Origin of the sequence: Amycolatopsis jiangsuensis, from assembly GCF_014204865.1 — a bacterium.
GTDB classification, from domain to species: domain Bacteria; phylum Actinomycetota; class Actinomycetes; order Mycobacteriales; family Pseudonocardiaceae; genus Amycolatopsis; species Amycolatopsis jiangsuensis.
The window spans coordinates 5,370,801-5,386,889 of sequence record NZ_JACHMG010000001.1 but is presented as its reverse complement, the minus strand read 5'-3'; the positions used below and the strand labels follow the sequence as shown (position 1 = coordinate 5,386,889).

Annotated in this window: 11 protein-coding genes and 1 pseudogene; 2 read left to right on the top strand and 10 right to left on the bottom strand. The window is 70.8% G+C overall.

Annotation, left to right across the window (positions count from 1 at the left end):
• Positions 1-5 precede the first annotated feature (5 nt).
• The 3 genes from BJY18_RS24300 to BJY18_RS24290 all read right to left on the bottom strand — a co-directional run bounded on the left by BJY18_RS24300 (position 6) and on the right by BJY18_RS24290 (position 4,092).
• Positions 6-2,507 carry an ABC transporter permease gene (locus BJY18_RS24300; protein ID WP_184782187.1) on the bottom strand — a complete coding sequence of 834 codons (2,502 nt, stop codon included), beginning with the start codon at positions 2,505-2,507 and terminating at the stop codon, positions 6-8.
• Positions 2,507-3,247 (bottom strand): ABC transporter ATP-binding protein, encoded by a 741-nt coding sequence (locus BJY18_RS24295; protein ID WP_184782185.1) that lies wholly within the window; start codon positions 3,245-3,247, stop codon positions 2,507-2,509. The genes BJY18_RS24300 and BJY18_RS24295 overlap by 1 nt, the downstream gene beginning before the upstream one ends.
• Before the next feature lie 77 nt (positions 3,248-3,324).
• Positions 3,325-4,092, bottom strand: a complete 768-nt coding sequence (locus BJY18_RS24290; protein ID WP_184782183.1) for an SDR family NAD(P)-dependent oxidoreductase — start codon at positions 4,090-4,092, stop codon at positions 3,325-3,327.
• A gap of 61 nt (positions 4,093-4,153) precedes the next feature.
• Between BJY18_RS24290 and BJY18_RS24285 the strand changes: the two genes are divergently transcribed.
• Positions 4,154-5,056: a hypothetical protein gene (locus BJY18_RS24285; RefSeq protein ID WP_184782182.1), complete on the top strand. Its 903-nt coding sequence runs from the start codon at positions 4,154-4,156 to the stop codon at positions 5,054-5,056.
• Positions 5,057-5,639: 583 nt separating this feature from the next.
• On the opposite strand, the pseudogene BJY18_RS24280 reads toward BJY18_RS24285, so the two are convergent.
• The 6 genes and pseudogenes from BJY18_RS24280 to BJY18_RS24255 all read right to left on the bottom strand — a co-directional run.
• Positions 5,640-6,383 (bottom strand): annotated as a pseudogene (locus BJY18_RS24280) (TtfA family protein); the annotation flags it as partial.
• A 5-nt stretch (positions 6,384-6,388) separates the two neighbouring features.
• Entirely contained in the window at positions 6,389-7,105 is a 717-nt protein-coding gene (locus tag BJY18_RS24275; RefSeq protein WP_184782180.1) for a DUF5753 domain-containing protein, read from the bottom strand.
• A 142-nt stretch (positions 7,106-7,247) separates the two neighbouring features.
• Entirely contained in the window at positions 7,248-9,845 is a 2,598-nt protein-coding gene (clpB, locus tag BJY18_RS24270; protein ID WP_184782178.1) for an ATP-dependent chaperone ClpB, read from the bottom strand.
• A gap of 93 nt (positions 9,846-9,938) precedes the next feature.
• A complete protein-coding gene (locus BJY18_RS24265; RefSeq protein WP_184782176.1) occupies positions 9,939-11,126 on the bottom strand; it encodes an MFS transporter in 1,188 nt (395 codons plus the stop codon).
• A 142-nt stretch (positions 11,127-11,268) separates the two neighbouring features.
• Positions 11,269-13,356, bottom strand: a complete 2,088-nt coding sequence (locus tag BJY18_RS24260) for an MFS transporter (protein WP_184782175.1) — start codon at positions 13,354-13,356, stop codon at positions 11,269-11,271.
• A gap of 37 nt (positions 13,357-13,393) precedes the next feature.
• Positions 13,394-13,873, bottom strand: a complete 480-nt coding sequence (locus tag BJY18_RS24255) for a MarR family winged helix-turn-helix transcriptional regulator (protein WP_184782173.1) — start codon at positions 13,871-13,873, stop codon at positions 13,394-13,396.
• A gap of 341 nt (positions 13,874-14,214) precedes the next feature.
• On the opposite strand from BJY18_RS24255, the gene BJY18_RS24250 reads away from it, so the two are divergent.
• On the top strand, positions 14,215-15,390 hold the full coding sequence (locus BJY18_RS24250; RefSeq protein WP_184782171.1) for a globin domain-containing protein: 1,176 nt from the start codon (positions 14,215-14,217) through the stop codon (positions 15,388-15,390).
• Between the two features lie 261 nt (positions 15,391-15,651).
• Here BJY18_RS24250 and BJY18_RS24245 read toward each other — a convergent pair whose 3' ends face one another.
• Entirely contained in the window at positions 15,652-16,086 is a 435-nt protein-coding gene (locus tag BJY18_RS24245) for a heat shock protein transcriptional repressor HspR (RefSeq protein ID WP_184782169.1), read from the bottom strand.
• Between the last annotated feature and the right edge of the window lie 3 nt (positions 16,087-16,089).

Here is a 16,089-nt window from a genome sequence, read left to right as displayed (position 1 = left end):
GCGCGTCACTCGCCGAGGGAGACGGCGGTCACCGGCCGCGCACGGGTGGCCGCCCAGGCAGGCACCAGCGAAGCGAACAACGCGAGCACACCGGCGATGGCGACCACCGCGGCGTACACCCCGATCGGGCCGATCGGCAGTGGTGAGCCCGTGGCCACCAAGCAGAACGGCACGATCGAACCCGCCGAAACCACCGTTCCGAGCACCACGCCGATGGCCGCGACCAAGCCGCCCTCGACGCCTGCCATGCGCAGCACCTGCGTTCGGGTGAAGCCGCCGAGGCGTTGCAGTCCGAACTCGCGGCGACGGCGAGCGGTCGCCATCACGAGCGTGTTCACCACGGAGATCACGGTGTAGCCGATGATCATGGCGATCATCAGGTAGTTGACCCACGCGCCGACTTCGTCTTCCGAGGCATGGCCGGCCAGCAGGCTCGCGCGGTCGCCGACCGACACCGGCTGTCCGGCGGTGGCCGCGGTGAGGCTCGCCGTGAGCCGGGCCTGGTCGACGCCGGGTTCGGCACGCACCAGCACCTGCGACGCGAGACCGGCGGTGGTGTGCGAAGCGAGCAGCGGCGTGGGGAAGAGCATCGTCTCGAAGCCGGGGCGCTGACTGAGGAGCGCGACGACGCGAACGGTCGTTTCCTGCCCGTCACCGAGCCGGAGCGTGATCGAGTCGCCGACTCCGCGGTGCAACTCGGACGCGACCGTGTCCGGGAGCGCGATGGTCTGGCCGGTGAGCGCGTCGAGGCTGCCTGCGCTGACGGTCGCGGACGTCGCCGACGCGGCGCCCCCGGTGGTGAGGCCGAGCGCGGGGTGGCCGTCGTCGTTCTGGCTCTCGTCGTACGGCTCGGTGACGAAGACCGTGCTGGTCACATACTCGGAAGCAGCGGCGACGCCCGGCGTCTGCCGCACCCGCCGGAGCAGGTCCGGACTGACGCCGGCCGGGGCGGCGACCACGGCGTCGGCACGCAGGTCCTCGGTGAACGCCTGCTGCGAGACCGCCTGCTGGGTCGTCTGCAGGTAGATGTTGGCGGTCGCGATGCCCACCGCGAGCATGATCGGAGTGACGGCACCGGACACCCGGGTGGCAGCGGTGCGGGTGTTGGCGAGCGCGAGCCAGCCGGTCACTCCGCTGACCAGTCGCACCGGGCCGTGCAGCAGGACCGCCACCAGCTTCGTGACGCCCGGGCCGATCGCCGCGACCCCGATCGCCCACAGCATCACCGCGGGCCCCGCTGTGCTGGCTGCGACCGGGCCGGTCATGACGGCGACCGTGACGATGCTGAGCGCCGCACCACCGCCGAAGCACAGCGCTGCGACCACCAGACGCAACGGCGTCAGCCACCGCCGTTCCACCGTCGCCTCGGCCAGCGCCTCGGTCGGGCGGATGCGGCTCACCCGCCGCGCTGCGACGGACGCCGCGATTACCACCGCGAGCAGCGCCGCGCCGGCCGCGACGGTCATCGGCAGCCAGCCCTGGTGGAACCGGACGACGTCAGGCACCACATCGGCTTCGGTCAGCCGTCCGAAGAGCCACTTGCCGAGCAGTGGTCCGAGGGCCGCGGCCGCGCCGATCGCGAGCAGGCCGATCACCACCGCCTCGCCGAGCACCATCCGTCGCAGCTGTCGCGGTGTCGTACCGATGGCGCGCAACAGCGCGAGCTCACGCCGGCGTTGTTGCGTCGCCAACCCGAGCGTGGTCGCGATGACGAACAGCGCGACGAGCACGGACAGGCCGCCGGAGACTGCCGAGAGGACCACGAGGTTGGTGCCCTCGTTGGAAGCCTGTGGAAACTCCGCGTAACCGCGGTCGTCGCCGGTGCGGGCGACGACACCGTCACCGAGGTTCAACTGCGCGGCGACAGTATTGGGGTCAGCGGTCGTGAAGACGCCGAAAGCGTCGACCTCGTGACCGGCTAAGCGCGCCGCTTCCGCAGCGGTGAAGAAGACGGTGGGCTCGGCAGTGGTGCGCGCGGCGGCCACGCCGGCGACACGGTAGCTACCGGTGGTGCCGCGCGCAGCGAGCTGGACCGTGTCACCCGGCTTCGCACCCACTGCGGCCACTACGACCTCACCGTCACGCGGAGCGTGCCCCGCGGTGAGCGTGTACGGCGCGAGCACGGCGGAGTCCCAAGCGTGACCGGCGACTCGCCCGCCGTCCATCACGACCGGCACAGTCACGTCGCTGACCACAGTGGACACACCAGGTGTCGCGCGGATCTTTTCAGCGAGCGCGGGATCCAAGTGCACGCGTTCGGGTAGCGCGGCCGTTTCGGTGTCGTCGTCATCTTCGGAAGGACCACGCTTGGACAGCTCGAATTCCTGTTGCCCCGAAACGACGATCGGTGCGGCCGCGAGCCGCTGAGGAGGGGCGTCGGCGCGAATGCCGGTCTCCATGAGACCGCCGCACGCAGACACGATGACAGCACCGAGGAAAGCGGCCACGAAGGTCGCGAGGAAACCACCTTTGCGCAGCCGAAGCGTACGCAGCGCGAGCCGGAGCATTACGCACCTACCGCAGCGGTACCGGCCCACGCGCCCAAGTGCGTCATGCGCTCTGCGACAACTCCAGGCGTCGGACCCGTCAGCTCACCGGCGACGCGGCCGTCGGCGAGGAAGACCACGCGGTCAGCGTGTGCGGCGGCGACGGGATCGTGCGTCACCATCACCACCGTAAGTCCGCTTCGGACGGATTCGCGCAACAGCGCCAGGATTTCGGCCGCGGTACGCGTGTCGAGCGCGCCGGTGGGTTCGTCGGCGAAGAGCACCGCGGGACGCGTCACGAGCGCGCGTGCGATGGCCACGCGTTGCTGCTGACCGCCGGACAGCTCACCCGGCAGACGCCGACGGCGTTCGGCCAGGCCGACGTGCGCGAGCATCCGCGTGACGTGCTTGCTGTTGACCCGGCGGCCGGCGAGCCGCAACGGAAGCTCCACGTTCTGCGCGACGGTGAGCGCCGGCAGCAGATTGAACGCCTGGAACACGAAGCCGATCCGGTCCCGGCGCAGCTTCGTCAGCCGCGTTTCCGAGAGTTCCGCGAGATCCTGGCCGTCCAGGTGCACCGAACCGCTCGTCGGCCGGTCGAGGCCCGCGGCGCAGTGCAGGAAGGTGCTCTTGCCCGAACCGGACGGACCCATCACCGCAGTGAAACCTCCGCGCGGGAACGACAGGTCGACTCCGTCGAGCGCAGCCACCTGCCCGTAGTGCTTCCGCACGGCCAGCAGCCGCACCGCCTCGTTCTCCATGGGGCACAACGCTAGGCATCGACGGCGGTGCGCACCCTGGTGCCAGCTCGCCGGGTCCGGGTGGGGACAGCCCTACCTCAGGTCCGGCCGCGGTTGCCGACCGCGCCGGAAAGCCGGCGCAGGAGCCCACGCGGCAGCAGTCCGCCGACCGCGACCAACGCCTTGTACGGCAGGCTCGGCACCGAGATCACCTTGCCGCGGCGAAGGTCGGCCAGTGCCTCGTCGACCACCTGCTCCACACCCAGCCACAACGCCTTCGGCCCCTCCTTGGGCAGGCCGGCGCGCTCGTGGAACTCGGTGACCGTGAACCCGGGGCACAGGGCCATCATCCGCACCCCGGACGGCAGCGACGTCGCGATGCCCTCGGTGAACGACGTGACCCAGTTCTTGCTCGCGGTGTAGGTCGAGCCGCGGCCGGAGAAGAAGCCGGCCACGCTGGACACGTTGATCACGTCGCCGCGGCCGCGTTCGATCATGCTCGGCAGGACCGCGCGGGTGAGCTGCAGGACGGCGGTGACGTTCACGTCGAGCTGGCGTTGCAGCGCGTCCGGTGGAACCTCCCAGAACCGGCCGCCGAGGCCGAACCCGGCGTTGTTCACGAGCAGGCCGACCGGCCGGTCGGCGAGCAGCCCGGCAACCCGGCCCCGGCCGTCCACTTCGGACAGATCGGCGGGCAGCACTTCGACCTCGACGTGGTACTGCGCCCGCAGCTCGTCGGCGAAGGCGGCCAGCCGCTGCTCATCACGGGCGACGAGCACGAGGCCGTACTTTTCGGCGGCGAGCCGGCGGGCGAACTGGGCACCGATCCCGGCAGTGGCCCCGGTGATCACGGCGGTGGTGGTCATGAGAGTGAACCTAGTGCCTGGACCCGTGCGTCCGCGCAGCTCACGACGTAGGGTCCGGCCCATGGGCAAGCACACCAAGCGGCCGCCCGGCGAACCGGCCCGGGTGGCAGTCGGTGCGGCACCGGCGGTGGTCCCGGTGGGCTCGGTGGGCTCGGTAGCCGCCGACGCGGCACCGTCGATGGCCCCGGTAGCCGCCGACGCGGCACCGTCGATGGCCCCGGTAGCCGCCGACGCGGCACCGTCGATGGCCCCGGTGGCCGCCGGCCCGGCACCGTCGATGGCCCCGGTGGCCGCCGGCCCGGCACCGTCGATGGCCCCGGTAGCCGCCGGCCCGGCACCGTCGATGGCCCCGGTAGCCGCCGGCCCGGCACCGTCGGTGATCCCGATGGCTGCCGGCGCGGCACCGTCGGCGCTGCTGCTCGCCGAGCCGGGCGCCGCGTCAGCCCAGCCCGGCGTGGACCTGCCCTCGCTCGAGGGCAGCGTTCCTGACGACGTTCCCACCCACGACGCGCCTCAAGAACTGTCGGCCGGGGCCGACCTCATCGGCCGGTTCGCCGGTGACCTCGACGCGCACCTGACCTCCTCCGTGGTGGACGCCCGCGAGCCAGCCCCGACGTCGGCGAAACCGGACGGCCACGCACCCGGCCAGTTCACCGGCACGCTGGACGTGGGCCATCCGCACGCCGACCCCGACGGCACACCTGCGCTCGGCCCCGTCGCGGCCGTGCGGCTTCCCCCGGAGCCACTCCAGGCGTTCCACGGTCAGCTCAGCCTCGACGAGCTGACCACCCTCGCCCCGCACCCGGACACCACGCACCTCGACACCACCGCCGAGCTAGCCCCGGTGCCGGCCCAGTCCCCACACCCCACGGTTCAAGCACTGGGCCATCATCTGCCGACCAACCGCTGGGCGGTACCAGCCGACGGCTGGACGGTGCCCCCAGTGGCAGTCACCCCGGCCTGAGCCGACAGCCGGTCAGGCTTCCGCGTTCCCCGCCGGCGGCGGGCGGCGCCAACCGTCCGCCGGACGGTCTACCCTCCGCCAGGCCCACCGGCCCGAAGACGACGGCCGGTCAGGGTTCCTCGTTCTTCTCCGGGGACTGGGCCGGGATCGAACCGTGGGTGCTCGGGCCGTTCGAGGGCGTGCGGGGCTCCGGCGGGGACGGCTGCCGCTCGGTCGCTCGGGTGTCGGCCGGGGACTGGGCTTCCACCGGAGCGGTCGCGTGCGTGTCCGACGGCGACGTGGCCTGGGTGATCGGGGCGGAGCCGAATTCCCGGGCGGCGGAGGTGTCGAAGGCCTGGGTACGGCGGCCCGCGTCGGCAGGGGGGCGGCGGTCGGCCTCGGCGTGGGTGGCCGGGCCTGACTGGGGCGGCGTGCCCTCGTGGACCCGCCGGTCGCCGGGTCGGGGACCCGACTGGGGCGACGAGCCCTCGTGCAGCCGCCGGTCGCCCTCGGAGCGGGCCGGGCCGGAGGGCCGGGGGGCCGAGCCCGGAGGCTGGCTGCGCGGGTCGAGGGCCTGGGTCCGCGGGTCCGTGGCGGGTACACCGGCGGCCGGGCTACCAGAAGCCGAGGCCGGGGTACCGGCAGCCGCAGCGGACGTGGCCGGGGCGGGGGTGCCGCCCGCGGGGGTCCAGGTGCGGCCGGTGTCGTAGTCCTCGTCGAACGGGTCGACGATGTCGGCGATCTCGCCCAGGTCACGCAGCAGGCGCTCGAGCCGGGACGGGCCGGCGCCGGGGACCACGCTCGCGAGCACCCACTCGTTCTCCAGCCAGGCCACGCCCACGTCGCCGCCGAGCTGGTCGGCGGCATCGACCAGGTCCTGGGTGATCACCTGTCGGGCACCCTCGGCGTCGTCGGCGAAGGCGTAGCGCTGGCCGATCGGGCCGAGCATCTCGGGCATGTCCTCGCGCTGGAACGGCACACTGGACAGCCACATCTCCACCGGCACCCGATGCGTCTTGTTGCAGCGCACGGCCACGACGACGGCCGGGATCTGGCCCTGTGACTCGATGTCGAAGATGAACACCGGACGGCGGCCGTCGGAGGTGAAGGTCGAGCCGGCCACCACGTTGACCGCGGCGTCCGCGCCGAAGTAGCCGATCGCGCCACTGGACCACTGCCGCGGCAGCCGCTCGTCCTCTTCCACGAACTGCCATCCGCGCAGCTGGGCCCAGCGCATCCGCTCGCGGTTGCGCGAGCCCTCCTTGGCCCGGTCCGCGAACAGCAGGCCGAGGCCCGCCACCAGCGCGACGGCGGCGACGACGAACCAGATCCACGCCGAAATACCCACGCCGGTCAGGGTATCGCTGCCCGGCCCGCGCACCCGTCCGCCCGCACCGTGTCGGCGCGCCCCTTTTCGGGGGCAATCGTCCTCGACAGGTCGACAAATCGGCTAATCCTCGGTGCGCCACGGACGACGCGAGCACCGGCAACTGTGGTTCTCGCCGCCGTAGCTGCTCTTGATCCACGTGGCGCAGCCGGATGCGGGACAACTCGGACAGCACAGTGTGGCAGATTGGCGGACAGAAGCAGGTACTGCAGTTGTTCGTGCATGATGCGTGGTGATTCGACAACGGTGTCCAGTACGGCCTCGCGGATCAGGAAAGTGCAGCGCGGCGGCTCCAAGCGCTGGAGCAGATCCTGCCGCTTCATCCGCCGGTCCGTCAGTCGATCGACCCGATCGGGGCGATGGCCGGCATCCTCGTAGAGCGCACGTGCATAGCCTTCCACTTGCACGAGCCCTGGTACGACCAACGGCTCGTAGTGAACGATCGCCGACGCCAAATTCTCCTGGAGAACGAGAGACCGCAGCCCGTTATCCGGCCGCACCCAGTACAGGTCGTTGGTCGGCTCGATGATCTCCAGCAACCGGTCCCGCTCCGGACCCGGAGTACCGCAGCTGGCCAGGTAGATCGCCGCGTCGATCTCGGAGATCCGGCGCAGGCCCAGACCCCAGTTCGAGGCGACGCCTGCCGGGAAGCTCGCGCGCCGCGCCGTGGACTCGTGGGCCATGTGATCACGCTAGCCGGAGGACGGTGGTTTTCCTTGTGGCATCCGGAGGATTAACCGTAAGGGAGCCAGGTGTTCCGCGCCGGCGACACCACCGTGAACAGCCCTCCGTGCGGAAATTCCCGTACGGAGGGCCGTTCACCGGTCAGGCGCGTTCGACCGTCAGTGCGTCGCCGGCGTCCAGTTCCGGGATGTCCACCCGGACGGTGTCGCCGTCGCGGACTTCGCCCGACAGCAGGTGCTTCGCCAGCCGGTCGCCGATCGCCGACTGCACCAGGCGGCGCAGCGGGCGGGCGCCGTAGATCGGGTCGAAACCGTTGAGCGCCAGCCATTCCCGGGCACCGTCGGTGACGTCCAGGTGCAGCCGCCGCTGGGCGAGCCGCTGCGCCAGCCGGGCCACCTGGATGTCCACAATGGACGTCAGTTGCTCGGTGCCGAGCGCGTGGAACACCACGATGTCGTCCAGCCGGTTGAGGAACTCCGGTTTGAACTGCCGCTGCACGACCTCCAGCACCGCGTCGCGGCGCTGCGTCTCGTCCAGCGCCGGGTCGGCGATCGCCTGCGAACCGAGGTTCGAGGTCAGGATGAGGATGGTGTTGCGGAAGTCCACCGTCCGGCCCTGCCCGTCGGTCAGCCTGCCGTCGTCGAGCACCTGCAGCAGCACGTCGAACACGTCCGGGTGCGCCTTCTCGACCTCGTCCAGCAGCACCACGGTGTACGGACGGCGCCGCACCGCCTCGGTCAGCTGACCGCCCTGGTCGTAGCCGACGTACCCCGGGGGCGCGCCGACGAGGCGGGCCACCGAATGCTTCTCGGAGTACTCGCTCATGTCGATCCGCTGCATCGCGCGCTCGTCGTCGAACAGGAACTCCGCCAGCGCCTTGGCCAGCTCGGTCTTGCCGACCCCGGTCGGGCCCAGGAAGAGGAACGAGCCGGTCGGCCGGTCCGGGTCGGCCACGCCGGCCCGGGCGCGGCGCACCGCGTCCGCGACGACCTGCACCGCCTGGTCCTGCCCGATGACGCGGCGGTTCAGCTCCTGCTCCATCCGGAGCAGCTTGCCCGTCTCGCCCTCCAGCAGCCGCCCGGCCGGGATCCCGGTCCACGCGCTGACCACGTCGGCCACGTCGTCCGCGCCGACCTCCTCCTTGAGCATCACGTTCTGCTGGCTCACCTCGTTCGCGGCCGTGGCGGCCTCGAACTCCTTCTCCAGCGCCGGAATCCGGCCGTACCGCAGCTCCGCCGCCTTGCCGAGGTCACCGTCGCGCTCGGCGCGCTCCGATTCGCCACGCAGCTGTTCCAGCTGCTCCTTCAGCTCGCGGACGCGCTCGATGGAGCCCTTCTCGTTCTGCCAGCGGGCGGTCAGGCCGGTCAGCTCCTCCCGCTTCTCGGCCAGCTCGCCACGCAACGCGGTCAACCTTTCGAGCGAGGCGGCATCGTCCTCCTTGGACAGTGCCATCTCCTCGATCTCCATCCGCCGCACGGCCCGCTCGACCTCGTCGATCTCCACCGGCCGCGAGTCGATCTCCATCCGCAACTTGGAGGCCGCCTCGTCGACCAGGTCGATCGCCTTGTCCGGCAGGAACCGCGCGGTGATGTACCGGTCGGACAACGTGCTGGCGGCGACCAGCGCGGCGTCGGTGATCCGCACCCCGTGGTGCACCTCGTACCGCTCCTTGAGGCCACGCAGGATCGCGATGGTGTCCTCCGGCGACGGTTCGCCGACCAGCACTTGCTGGAAGCGCCGCTCCAGCGCGGCGTCCTTCTCGATGTGCTGGCGGTACTCGTCGAGCGTGGTCGCGCCGACCATGCGCAGCTCGCCGCGGGCCAGCATCGGCTTGATCATGTTGCCCGCGTCCATCGCGCCACCCTCGCCGGACGCGCCCGCGCCGACGATCGTGTGCAGCTCGTCGATGAACGTGACGACCTCACCCGCGGAGTCGGTGATCTCCTTGAGCACGGCCTTGAGCCGCTCCTCGAACTCACCGCGGTACTTCGCGCCTGCCACCATCGACCCGAGGTCGAGCGCCACGACCCGCTTGCCACGCAACGACTCCGGTACGTCCCCGGCGATGATCCGCTGGGCGAGGCCTTCCACGATCGCGGTCTTGCCGACGCCCGGCTCGCCGATCAGCACCGGATTGTTCTTGGTACGCCGGGAAAGCACCTGCACCACCCGGCGGATCTCGGTGTCCCGGCCGATGACCGGGTCCAGCTCGCCTGCGCGGGCCCGCTCGGTGAGGTCGACGCCGTACTTCTCCAGCGCCTTGAACGTGCTCTCCGGATCCGGGCTGCTGATCCGCGCCGAGCCACGCACCTTGGCGAACGCCTCCCGCAGTGCCTCCGGGGTGGCGCCGTGCCGTTTCAGCAGGTCGGCGACCTGCCCGCCCTCGGTGGCGAGTCCGACGAGCAGATGCTCGGTCGACACGTACTCGTCACCCAGTTCGGTGGCGAGCTTCTGCGCCCGGGTCAGCGATTTCACCGCGTTCGTGTCGAACTGCGGGCTCGAGACGGTGGCCCCGGTCGCGGACGGCAGGGCGTGGCTGATCGGGTCGAGTTCCTTGTGCACCACTTCCGGGTCGGCCCCGACCGCGGTCAGCAGCGGAGCGGTCAGCCCCTCGCCCTGCGCCAGCAGGGCTCCCAGCAGATGGGCCGCCGCCACGTGCGGATTGCCGGCCATGGTGGCCGCCTGCGCCGCGGACGAGATCGCCTGCTGGGTCTTCGTGGTCGGGTTGAAAGCGTCCATCCCTCACCTCATGCGTCTGTGAAAAGTCCAGGTGACCGGCCTGACCAAGGCCACTCGACAGATACAACGTCAGTAAACTTGAGTCTGTTCCGCTCAACCCTGAATCGGTGTCACGGCCCCCGTCGGCAACCTCGGTCCCAGCCTGCCGAGCCCCAGCACGGCGAGGCAAGCGCACACCCCGACCAGCACCCAGGGTAACCACACCGAGACGGAGAACAACGAGACCACCGCCGGCGCGAGCACCTGGGCCACCGTGAACGCGTACTGGAACGCCGCCAGGTAACGCCCCTTCGCCTCGGGCGGCGCGGCGGCTTCGGCCAGCGCACCGGACCGCGGGCCGAACACCAGGTCTCCCGCGGCGTACACGAGCGTGGTCACCAGCAGGTACGGCACCTGCCAGCTTCGCGGCACGAACAGCACGCCGAGGCTGGCCACACACCACACCGCGAACAGCGCTGACCCGGCACGCATCGCGTCGATCCGGCTGAGCCGCCGGGTGAGCCGCAGCGCCACCGTGCCGCCGACGCTGGTGAGCACGGTGAGCAGGAACAGGATCGCGCCCGGCAGCCAGAGCGGCGCGTGCAGCCGTTCGAGCACGAACACCGGGGTACCGATGAGGAAGAAGTCCAGCGAAAGCCCGAAGAGCCCGCTGAGCAGGATCAACGCGAGGTACGGCCGGTTGCGCAGCACGCCCGTACGGCCGCGCGCGGTCCGCACGACCCGCTGCGCCGGGCGTACGAGCGCCGCGACGAGGCCCGCGGCGACCACGAAGGTGCCGATGTCGACGGCCAGCGCGACGCGGTAACCACTGTCGCCGAACCAAACCAGCAAGCCGGACGAGGTCAGCCCGCCGAGTCCGAACCCGCCCGCGCGCACCATGCCGACTTCGGCGAACGGCCGGTCCTTCGGCACGTCACCGGCGACTTCCGCGATCAGCGCGAACAGACAGCTGTGGAAGAGCTGCTGTCCCGAACCCAGTAGCACTGAAGCGAAGACCACCCCGCCGATCCCGTGCGCGAACAGGTAGATCGACGCGCCGGCCGCCTGCAGCAGCTGTGCGCCGAGCACGCCTGCCCGCGGCCCGGCGCGGTCCACCAGCCGGCCGGCCAACGGCGGCACCAGCAGGCCCGCAGTGGTGCCGACGGTGACCGCTGTGCCCGCCGCGACCAGCGGGACTTCCAGCACCCGGGTCGCGTAGAGCAAAGCGAGCGGGAGGAACAGGCCAGAGCCGAAGTTGTCGATCCCCATCGCCCCGAGCAGCGCGAACCGGCTCCGCGTCACGAACCGACGCTACCTCCGCGACCGGCCGCCGGGTCAGGGCCGGAAGAAGACAACGCGAGGCCGCCGAGGACCACTCCGAGTAGAACTCGAGACAGGAGCGGCCCCCGAGTGGACGCGCGCGTTCACTCTGGGGCCACAGCCGTCAGTACAGCGTTCCGCGGTTGGCGGCGAACTCCTCTTCGAGAACCACGTCGTGCCGCGAAGGAGCTTCGACGCCGATAGCCAGCGGCTCGGCATGCGGCGTGTGCCCGAACGCCGTCACTGTGAGGGTGTACGTACCGGGCTCGACACTGCTGAAGTTGTACGCACCGTCGCCGCCGGCGATGTGCGACGCGGTGACGTCGCCGGCGCTGTCGGTCAGCGTCAGCACGGCGCCTGCGATAGCTGCGTGCCGACCCGCGGTACGTACGCGTCCGGAGACGGAACCGTGGCTGTCGAGCAACAGGTCGTGCCACACCGGCGCGCCGCCCAAGCGCACCGTCGACACTGCCGGCCGCGAAGAACCAGCCGTCGCCAGAAGCACGTGCTCACCGGCAGCCGTCGCCGACAACTCGTACTCGCCCGTGCGCCCTGTACGTCCCACGTCGACCTGATGGCCTGCCACGTCGGTAAGCGTCAGCACGACACCGGACACCGCGCGACCGCTCGCGTCGAGAACCCGCCCACGGAGCACTGTCGTCAGCTGCGCCGGCTCTTCCGCGACGGTGGTGGCAGCCGGGGTGACAGCGGGGGCGTCGGCGTCGAGCGTGCGACGCAGCGGCACCTCCTTCATGAACAGCACCGCCAGGAAGGTGACCACCGCGATGAAGGCGGCGAACAGGAACACCGTGCCCGTCGAGTCGCCGAAGGCGGCCCGCACCACCGGCTGCAGCGCCGGAGGCAGGGAGGCGATGTCCAACGTGCCGCCCCCGCCCTGCACCGCACCGCCGGCCGGAACTCCCATCCGGGTCAACGAGTTCGTGATGTTCGTGGCCACCTGGGCGGACAGCACCGCGCCGAGCGCGGACACCCCCGCCGCACCGCCGAGCGACCGGAAGAACGTGACCACCGACGACGACGAACCCATGTCCTTCATCGCCACGGTGTTCTGGACGACCAGCACGAGGTTCTGCATCAGGAAGCCCAGCCCGAGGCCCATCATGGCCAGGTAGACGCCCATCAGCGTGAGGTTCGTGGAGTGGTCCACCGTGCTCAGCAGGAACAGCGCGGCCACCAGCAGACTCGCCCCGGCGACCATGAACGGCTTCGTCCGGCCGGTCCGCGAGATCACCTGGCCCGCCCCGGTCGAGGCGATCGCCAGTCCGAGCACCATCGGCAGGGTCATCAGGCCCGCGTGCGTCGGCGAGAAGCCGCGGGAAATCTGGTAGTACTGCCCGAGAAAGACCGAACCACCGAACATCGCGGTACCGACCGCGAGCGAGCCGAGCACGGACAGCGTGAAGGTGCGGTTGCGGAACAGCCGCAGCGGCACCACCGGCTCCGCGGCACGCGATTCGACGAGCATCGCGAGCGCCAGCGACACCACCGCACCACCGACGTAGGCCACGCTCGACCACGAGGCCCAGCCGAAGCTCTGTCCTGCCAGCGAAACCCAGATCAGCAGCAGCGCCACGCCACCGACCAGCAGGGTGGCGCCCAGCCAGTCGATGCGCACCTTGCGCTTGAGCACCGGCAGCTTCAACGTGCGCCCGAGCACCACGAGCGCGATCACCGCGACCGGCACGCACACCCAGAAGCACCAGCGCCAGCCGAGTGGGGAGTCGACGATCAGGCCACCGATCAACGGCCCGGAAACGGTCGCCACGGCGAACACCGCACCGGTGTAACCGGAGTAGCGGCCACGGTCGCGCGGCGCGATCATGGCCGCGATCACGACCTGGATCAGCGCCTGCAACCCGCCGAGACCGATGCCCTGCAGTGCGCGGTAGGCGATCAGTTCGGGCATCGACTGCGAGATGCCGCCCAGCACCGATCCGGCGGTGAAGATCACGATCGCCAGCTGGTAGAGCAGTTTCTTGCTGAACAGGTCGGACAGCTTGCCCCAGATCGGCGTGGTCGCGGTCGAGGTCAGCAGGGTGGCGGTGACCACCCAGGTGTACTGGCTCTGCGAACCGTGCAGGTCGGCGAGAATCGTCGGCAGCGCGTTGGACACGATCGTCGACGACAGCAACGCCACCAGCAGGGCGAGCAACAGGCCGGTGAAGGCCTTCATGATTTCCCGGTGGGTCATCGGCTCACCGGTTGCCGTGTTTTCCACTCTCGTTACTTCACTTTCCCATACCCGCGGTGCAATTGTCGGGAGCACCGAGCGTCGCCCGCAGATCGGCGTTGAGGCTGGCGAGCCCGTTCATCAGCTCGGTCAGCCGCTGTTCGTCCCAGCCACCGAGCGCCTTTCCGAAGAATTCGAGGTACCGCGACCGCCAGCGCGTCAGCTCCGCCTGTCCCTTCTCCGAAACGCTGATCAGCGACGCCCGCCCGTCCTCGGGTGCGGGCCTGCGGTCGATCAGGCCGGCGGCCTGCAGCTGCGCGATCTGCCTGCTGATCACCGAAAGGTCCACCAGCCGGCGCTTGGCCACCTCGGACGGGCGCGCCTCGCCGTGCTTGGCCAGATCGGACAGCAGCATCCCGGCGGCCGGGTGCAGTCCTGGCTCGTCCTCCCAGGCCTGCATCACCCACAGATGCTGGAGCTGGGCGGAACTCCGCAGCTCACGCAGCAGCTCGAGCCTGACGTCCTCGGCAGAGCTCATTTCGGTCCTCCCGGGCCACTCGCCCAACTGCTTGTACGTTACAAGTTTAGGCGTGGAAGGTTGCGTAGGGCAACTATCTATCTCGTGAGCTGCCCCACGTCGGAGAACCAGCCGGTAACCCGACCGGAGCAACGTTGCGGGCAACTGGCCGGAGTGCGGTTACTCTGCGGACGAGCCGCCACGAGCCCGGCGGTGGACCCAGGTGTGGAACGAGGAGCCGGAGTGGTGCATTCCCGCGGGACGTCCGCGAGACGCCGTGCCCCGCAGCCGCCGGACCCGGTGGCCGGGCACCCATGACCACCCGCTCCCGACCCTTCTCCCGACCGGTGAACGACACCCCCATGACAGCCGATTCGATCAGCCCCATCCCGCGCTCGGCGGCCACCCGCGAGACCCCCGCCGCGGTCGTCGCCATGGTGCGGCTGATCCGGGACACCTGGGCGCGGTCGGAGCCCTACCTTCCGGAGATCTCGCAGTTCTTCTACGGGATGCTGTTCACCCTCGCCCCCGCCACCCGCGACTTCTTCCCGATCAACATGGAGGTCCAGCGCGGCAGGCTGGTGCGGGCGCTGGTCCGGATCGTGCAGATGGTGGACCGCCCGGACGACCTGGTCCCCTTCCTGCGCCAGCTCGGCCGGGACCACCGCAAGTTCGGCGTCATCCCGAAGCACTACGAGGCGGTCGGCACGGCACTGCTCGCGGCACTCAAGAGTCACCTCGGCCCGGAGTGGACGCCGGAGGTCGAGCGGGCCTGGGCCGAGGCGTTCACCATCGTCGCGCGCGCGATGCAGGAGGCGGCCGCGGCGGACGTGAACCCGCCGTCCTGGCAGGCCACCGTGGTCGAGCACCGGAGGCTCACCTGGGATCTCGCGCTGGTGCGGCTGGTCCCGGACCAGGCCGTGCCGTATGCGCCCGGGCAGTACATGAGTGTGGAGGTGCCGCAGCGGCCGCGGCTGTGGCGTTACCTGTCCCCGGCCAACGCGCCCCGCGAGGACGGCGGGATCGAGTTCCACGTGCGCGCGGTCGACGGCGGCTGGGTGTCGCGGGCGATCGTGAGCCACACCCAGCCCGGTGACGTCTGGCGGCTGGGCCCGCCGATCGGCCGGATGGCGGTGGACCGCGAGCGGGCCAAGGGCGTGCTGATGGTGGCGGGCGGCACCGGCCTGGCGCCGCTGCGCTCGATCCTCGACCACCTCGCGCTGTGGGGCGAGAACCCGAAGACCCGGCTGTTCTACGGCGGCCCGACCCGTGACGACTTGTACGACCTCGAGGAACTGCGGGCCCTCGCCGCGACGAACCCGTGGCTGTCCATCACCCCGGTCGTCGAACGCGGCGACGACCTGCCCGGCTGCGAACAGGGCACCCTCGCCGAAGCGGTCACCCGCTACGGCGCCTGGCCGGACCACGACATCCTGGTGTCCGGCTCCCCGGCGATGATCCGCGCCACGGTGTCCCGGATGCTCGTCGCCGGCAGCGCACTCGGCCAGATCCAGTACGACCCGTTCACCGTCGACTGACACCCACGTGAGGCTGTCAGCCCAGTGTGCGCGCCGGCGCATGCCGACCGCGCCACTCCGAAGACCAGGAGCACGGTGCCGGCGAGGAAGCTCGCGGCAGCCACGGTCATCAGCACCGGATCGTGCACCGCGGCGGAGAGCTGATCGGGAAAGAAGAACGGGAACCGCAGGCGCAGCAGTACCGCGATGAGCGTGAGCGCCGGGCCGGAACCGGCAGAGACCGGCGAGGCGAGACGGCGACAGCTGCGCCGACGCGAAAGCTCAGCGGCGCTTGGGTTTCCAGACCACCAGCGAGGTCTGCTGCCGCATCGGTACCAGGTCCTTGCGGTAGGACGCGTGCACCGCGGCGGCGGCCTGTTCGGCGGCGGCGTAGGCGGCGGCCAGTTCCTCGGTGAGCTCGTGCATCCGGGAGCGCAGGGCATCGACCTGGTTTTCCAGCTCGATGATGCGCTTGATGCCGGCCAGGTTCACGCCGGCTTCCTGGGACAGGCGCTGGACCTCGCGCAGCAGGGCGATATCCCGCATCGAGTAGCGGCGGCCGCCCCCGGACGTGCGGCCCGGGGACACCAGGCCTTGGCGGTCGTAGGAGCGCAGCGTCTGGGCGTGCAACCCGGACAGCTGCGCCGCCACGGAGATCACGAACACCGGGGTGTCCTCGTCCGCGCCGGTCGGAAGTCCCGGAATACCGCCGAACATCGC

Coding starts and splice junctions, on each gene's coding strand:
- BJY18_RS24250 (WP_184782171.1), top strand. CDS start 14,215: ATGACAGCCGATTCGATCAGCCCCATCCCGCGCTCGGCGGCCACCCGC.
- BJY18_RS24255 (WP_184782173.1), bottom strand. CDS start 13,873: ATGAGCTCTGCCGAGGACGTCAGGCTCGAGCTGCTGCGTGAGCTGCGG.
- BJY18_RS24295 (WP_184782185.1), bottom strand. CDS start 3,247: ATGGAGAACGAGGCGGTGCGGCTGCTGGCCGTGCGGAAGCACTACGGG.
- BJY18_RS24300 (WP_184782187.1), bottom strand. CDS start 2,507: ATGCTCCGGCTCGCGCTGCGTACGCTTCGGCTGCGCAAAGGTGGTTTC.
- clpB (WP_184782178.1), bottom strand. CDS start 9,845: ATGGACGCTTTCAACCCGACCACGAAGACCCAGCAGGCGATCTCGTCC.
- BJY18_RS24285 (WP_184782182.1), top strand. CDS start 4,154: ATGGGCAAGCACACCAAGCGGCCGCCCGGCGAACCGGCCCGGGTGGCA.
- BJY18_RS24260 (WP_184782175.1), bottom strand. CDS start 13,356: ATGACCCACCGGGAAATCATGAAGGCCTTCACCGGCCTGTTGCTCGCC.
- BJY18_RS24275 (WP_184782180.1), bottom strand. CDS start 7,105: ATGGCCCACGAGTCCACGGCGCGGCGCGCGAGCTTCCCGGCAGGCGTC.
- BJY18_RS24290 (WP_184782183.1), bottom strand. CDS start 4,092: ATGACCACCACCGCCGTGATCACCGGGGCCACTGCCGGGATCGGTGCC.
- BJY18_RS24245 (WP_184782169.1), bottom strand. CDS start 16,086: ATGTTCGGCGGTATTCCGGGACTTCCGACCGGCGCGGACGAGGACACC.